This window comes from Mesorhizobium sp. M2A.F.Ca.ET.037.01.1.1 (genome assembly GCF_003998075.1).
Classification (GTDB): domain Bacteria; phylum Pseudomonadota; class Alphaproteobacteria; order Rhizobiales; family Rhizobiaceae; genus Mesorhizobium.
The window spans coordinates 1-4,978 of record NZ_RZSA01000470.1; the positions used below are offsets into that span (position 1 = coordinate 1).

The following is a 4,978-nucleotide window of genomic DNA, read 5'->3' on the forward strand; positions in this document are numbered from 1 at the left end:
CCGCTGTTCCAGCAGAGAAATCGCGTGGGCGCGGAGTTTTCGCTCTGCGAGGAAGAGTTGACGCAATCGTTTAGCTTGCTTGCAGTTCGTAGAGACCCGCCTTTGAAAGCAACTAAGCTATTGCATTGATATGTTGGTGCGCGATCGATCGCTACATAGCCGGCCGCCATTATCCGAGTATTGATCCGCCGGTGTTCGTGTTGCCGTATATGGCAATCCCTGCGAGATCGTCGCGGCCGGATCGGCCGCACCCTCTAGTCATAAAAGGGGAAGCGACCGAGAATTCCGCTGCCGAAAACTTCTCTGGCTTGGCTATGCATGCGGTAGATGAGATCGCCGCCTACCGCGACCTGGTCGAGGAAGGCATCGACGCCCAGTTCGGACAGCCTGGTTATCGCAATGCGTTAGCGGCTCAGACTTGCGGTCTCGAGAGCGGCCTTTGGGGGTCACCTCTTTTTTGTTTCAGAGGTTGGAAGACGGCTGCTCGTTACCCAATAGAAATGGCGACTACGGAACGCGATCGATCGCGGCCATCAGGAAACACCTGTCTTCGGCTCAACCTCGACATGGCGTCCGATCGACCGCAGATATACAGCTATCTCGTCCATGAGATGATCGCGTTCGCCGTAGATCTCAGCAATCCTGCGCAGCTGTGGCTCGACGGACCTCCGTTGCGCCGGCGTCAAATCAGCATCGCCAAAGACATATCCCAAGTTGCCAATCGCGCAAATGTTGCAGCCGGCCTCCACAACTGCTTGCACGAATGCCGGAATGTCTTTTTCTTGCATAGTCTTCATGTCGAACCTCTCGTGAATGGCGTGCTTGCGCGCCCATGCTGCCTTTTCAGCGTGTCCTCTGGGCGGCGCAAGCCTTGAGCGTAATTGTGCCGGGCAACCTCGACTATCCCGTCTGCCACGCTCTTTAGAGTCGGTGGGGTCTGGTGATTGCAGGCTGGGCCACTCAAAAGCCTGCAAGAAGAAAGTCATGGCGACCATTGCTCAAGATCGCGAGGGTGCGTGCAAGACCTTCCGTTGGCAGTCATGCACGCTCACCCAGCAACTGGGTATTGAGCAACTGGGTCTCACGTCGCGGGTCTCGTGTGCTTCACAGCCGAAAATAAGGTACCACCGTGGCTATTCTCAAGTGCAGGCTACCTCTTCAGGACACGGCGGAGTGCCTTCCGACGCACCCCTGGTGCAACGTGCGACCTAACGAGACACATCTCGTTCGCGTTCCCTCGACCTTTCTTCGTATTGCTGCTTGCCCTGCGATTTCAGGCCCTCTGCTAGCTTCTCGGCCGCTCTTTGGCCTGCAATGTCACTATTCAAGATCATATCCGACATCCCTGGATGGTCATAACCGTAATGCGCATGCAGTTTCCCTCACGAGCAGCGCCTATCCGTCGATTAGTTCGTCTTCCGGAACCCGAAGCCCTTTTTATCCGGCGTACCTATCCACCATTCAACCGGTATACCTTTCCCAACTTTGGCGGACCATTTACCTCAGGCATGATCATCTCGCGTGACATTTTTTTTTGGCGCCATCATCGCACGTGGCATTTTCTAAAAACCAAGACGTGTCAATTTGTAAAATCAAGGATGCGGCCGCGCCCGTTGCGAGGATTTGCAGGTAGCTCTTCAGCCCCAACACGATGTGTGAGGCGGCGGTGGAAAAGGCAACCGACGGCGTCGACGCGTCCTTTGATGATCGCAAGCGATATGCTTCGTCGCGAGCCCAGATTGCGGTCTCGGGCACAAGGCGAGATCACAGTTCTGCGATCTGTGGTAACGCGAGCCCGCAAAGCGCCGCTGCGGCCACCGCTTTTGGAATCTGGACGAGATTCGTCGTCGTCTGAGATCAGTTGATCGAGCAGTTCGCGCGCGCGGGACGCGCTTGCGGTGCAGTCTCTCCCGCGAGCTCGCCCGTGACCTTCTCATCGACGACATCCGAGAGCTGCGCGGACGGCCCTATGACCTCGTCGCTGTCGCCGGCGGCTGGAAGCACCTGACACGGCCGGCCTATGCCGATGCCATCCGCGCCTGCGGAAGCAGCGGGCGTGCCGTGGACCTGACGTGGTCGGACGTGCTGATGCTGATGTGCATCGGCACTTCCAGCCGATTACCCGCGCCGAATTGTCGTCGGTTTTCGGGAAGTAATCAGTCGCGACCTGATCGGCCATCTGCGGCACCGGCCTGATCGCGTCGAACCCGCGCAGTCCGACGCCCGGCGCTCCCTACACCTATGTGACGACAAAAGCGTCCTGCTCGAGTTCGGCCTCGACACGCTTCGCGATCTCCCGGACTGCGAGGCGCTCGAGGATGCCGGGCTGCTGAGCAGAGATGAGCTGCTTGCTGGTGAAATTATGCCAGAGTTGGCTAGTGGCCATGAGGATGCGGGTTTGGATACGGAGGAATAGCTTGGCGCTGCAGACGCTGTGGCCACCGGGCTTGCGAGTGCTTCCAGCTTTCCATAGCGAATCTAGCGCGCCCAAGGGCGTCCGAAATTTGTAGGCAAATTTCGGACATGGACACGGTCAGCGACGTCAAGCAGGCAGCGGTATGCGGCCTCTGCACCGCTGTCGCCCAAAAATTCGTGGCCATGGGCAAGCCCCACTTGAGACCCCCAGAGAGAACGCTCGTGAGCGATGGAAACGGTTTTGGTCCAAAGCTTGATACAGATGGCCTGCAGATGGGTGTAGGGTTTCAAAGCGCTCGAAGACGCGCCTTCGCAGAGTTAAAAGTCCGCGACGAACTCGTGTGTCGTTTGTCGCCAACTGCAAATTCGATAGTTAGCGCAATTATACTGCGCCGAGTCTGCCATCTCGAGCCCCAAGGGTTTGTGAGGCCTCTCGGCTCACCACCGCCTTTGCTAACCGCCGTGATTCCAAAGACGCGTGCCTTTACGGAGGGGGTCAAACGGCCTATATTATTCTTTATAAGGAGAAGAATAATGGGCACACTTGCTCGCATCTACACCCCCGCAGAGGCAGCCGCCGTCAGCGGGATAGGAATCAAGGCCGTGCACAATGCGATCGACAAACGCATTGTCGATACTGTGCCAAGCACTGCTCGGCGCATCGGTGGGGTCGTCCGACGGGCATTGACCGGCGAGGATTTGCTGCGGCTCAAGCTTTGGTATGGCGTGGGTGCGACATTGCCCGCTGATCGTCGCTACCGCCTGTTCGAGGAAATCAAAGCTGCCCCAAGGGCCAAGACCGTAAGGGCCGACGACCTGCTGATCGTCGACGTCGCCGAGGCACGTAAACAGCTCAAAGCGCGCATCGTGGATCTTGATGAAGCGGAGGCCGCCATCGGCCGCGTTAAAGGGGTGATGGGCGGAGAGCCTGTCTTCAAAGGAACCCGCATCCCTGTTCGTATGATCACGACGATGCTAGCGCAGGGCGCAGATGAAGCGGAGGTTCTGGAGGGATATCCGAAGCTAACGCCGCGCGTGATTGAGCTCGCCAGAATGTGGGTCGCCGCGCACCCGGTTCGTGGGCGGCCTAAGAAGCTGGTCGAGCAGGGCGTGAAAATAAAGTCGTCGAAGCGCGTGGTTTTGAAGGGCGACCCAGGTCCGTCGGCCAGGTCGAGACGCGTGTGACCTCGTGAGGTTTCTGATCGATGAGTGCCTGCACACGTCTCTGGTTGCGGTAGCCCAAGAACGCGGACATGAAGCAAACCACGTCAACTGGCTTGGGCTAAGCGGCGAAACCGACTGGGACCTCATGCCGCTCATTATCGATGAGGATTTCACCTTCGTCACCAACAATGCTAAGGACTTCAGGAAGCTCTATGCCAAAGAACCGGTTCACGCCGGCCTGATTATCGTCGTCCCTCAGGTCGGGCCTGAAAAACAGAGAGAGCTCTTCGATGCTCTCCTCGAGGATCTTGGCCCAGAGGAATTCCTGATTAATGAAGTTATCGAAATCGAGATCGAAAACGGCATTGCAATCGTAACACGATACGATCTGCCGTCGCCCTAGCTGAGGCTGCGCGATCTCCGCTTATGACCGACCCGGTTGCCAGTCGCTCATCTGCAAAATGTTACCGCCGAGTTTTGCAAACGCGCGTTGGCGGCAGGAGAAAACGAGAATCTGCTGATCGTGTGATTGACGATGCAAAGCGTCGAACATGCGCTCGATGCGGTCGTCATCGGAATAAACCAAAGCGTCATCCAGGATAACCGGTGTGGGTCGGCCGTCGCGGGCAAGCAAACGGGCGAAGGCCAGACGTGTCAGAACCGAAAGCTGTTCTCGCATGCCGCCACTCAACCTATCGACATCCTCATCCTGACCATTGCGGCGAACGGTCTGTGGCAACAGTGTGTTCTCGTCGAACACTATGGAGATGTCATCGAATAGCAATCCAAGCAGCGGTCGCAGCTCGGACATGACCGGCTTCAGATAAAGATCGCGTGCCGTCGAGCGCGCAGCGACCAGCGTCGTGCGCAGCCGGTCGAGGACGGCTTTTTCGAATTCGAAGCGTCTCGCTCGCTCTCCAGCGATTTCCAATTTTTCTGTGGCCTCGCGCAAAGCTTCTTCCACCGCGTCGTCGGACCGAGTGCGAATATGGCCATTGAGATCGGCCAGGGTTACACGCAACTGACTTGCTTCCTGTGTGGCGGCATCCTGAACCGAACGGGCGCGGCGCAGAACGGCTTCAGCGCTGGTGAGATCGCGAGCGCCGTCGCGCAGGGGAGCAGCGCGCATTTCGGCCGCTTCGCGCAGCTTTTGTCGTGCGGTGGCCTCGGTGAGCAGCAAGCGCCCCTTTTCCTCGCGCGCTGCATCGGGTCCCAATATGACCTCGAGGCTGGTCAGTTCCGCCTGGATGGTGACATAAGCCGTCTCCGCAGCCATGACAGCCTCGTCGGCATGGCTGCGCAAAGGCAAGGCCTCGCGCACGCTGTTGCGTGTTGTCGCCACACGCTGCTCGGCTGCGGCATGATGTTGCCGGATCTGTTCTGGATCGACTTTGAGTTC

General features: G+C 58.1%; 3 protein-coding genes and 2 pseudogenes. 3 read left to right on the forward strand and 2 right to left on the reverse strand.

All coding sequences use genetic code 11. The annotated features are described in order from the left end of the window. Positions 1–533 precede the first annotated feature (533 nt). The gene (locus EOA27_RS43190) at positions 534–995 is read right to left on the reverse strand and encodes a hypothetical protein (protein ID WP_306283303.1); all 462 of its coding nucleotides are present in this window, start codon (positions 993–995) and stop codon (positions 534–536) included. A gap of 898 nt (positions 996–1,893) precedes the next feature. Between EOA27_RS43190 and EOA27_RS42250 the strand changes: the two are divergent. The 3 genes and pseudogenes from EOA27_RS42250 to EOA27_RS21690 all read left to right on the forward strand — a co-directional run bounded on the left by EOA27_RS42250 (position 1,894) and on the right by EOA27_RS21690 (position 3,982). Beyond that, a pseudogene (locus EOA27_RS42250) lies at positions 1,894–2,416 on the forward strand (SMC-Scp complex subunit ScpB). A 533-nt stretch (positions 2,417–2,949) separates the two neighbouring features. Further along, the gene (locus EOA27_RS21685; protein ID WP_126057624.1) at positions 2,950–3,600 is read left to right on the forward strand and encodes a DUF433 domain-containing protein; all 651 of its coding nucleotides are present in this window, start codon (positions 2,950–2,952) and stop codon (positions 3,598–3,600) included. 4 nt (positions 3,601–3,604) lie between these two features. Next, the gene (locus tag EOA27_RS21690; protein ID WP_126057625.1) at positions 3,605–3,982 is read left to right on the forward strand and encodes a DUF5615 family PIN-like protein; all 378 of its coding nucleotides are present in this window, start codon (positions 3,605–3,607) and stop codon (positions 3,980–3,982) included. 21 nt (positions 3,983–4,003) lie between these two features. On the opposite strand, the pseudogene EOA27_RS21695 reads toward EOA27_RS21690, so the two are convergent. Beyond that, positions 4,004–4,978, reverse strand: a pseudogene (locus EOA27_RS21695) (DNA-binding protein); the annotation flags it as partial.

What these genes read in the sequence shown, in the direction of transcription:
- EOA27_RS43190 (WP_306283303.1), bottom strand. Translation starts at nt 995, where the DNA reads ATGGTCGCCATGACTTTCTTCTTGCAGGCTTTTGAGTGGCCCAGCCTG.
- EOA27_RS21685 (WP_126057624.1), top strand. Translation starts at nt 2,950, where the DNA reads ATGGGCACACTTGCTCGCATCTACACCCCCGCAGAGGCAGCCGCCGTC.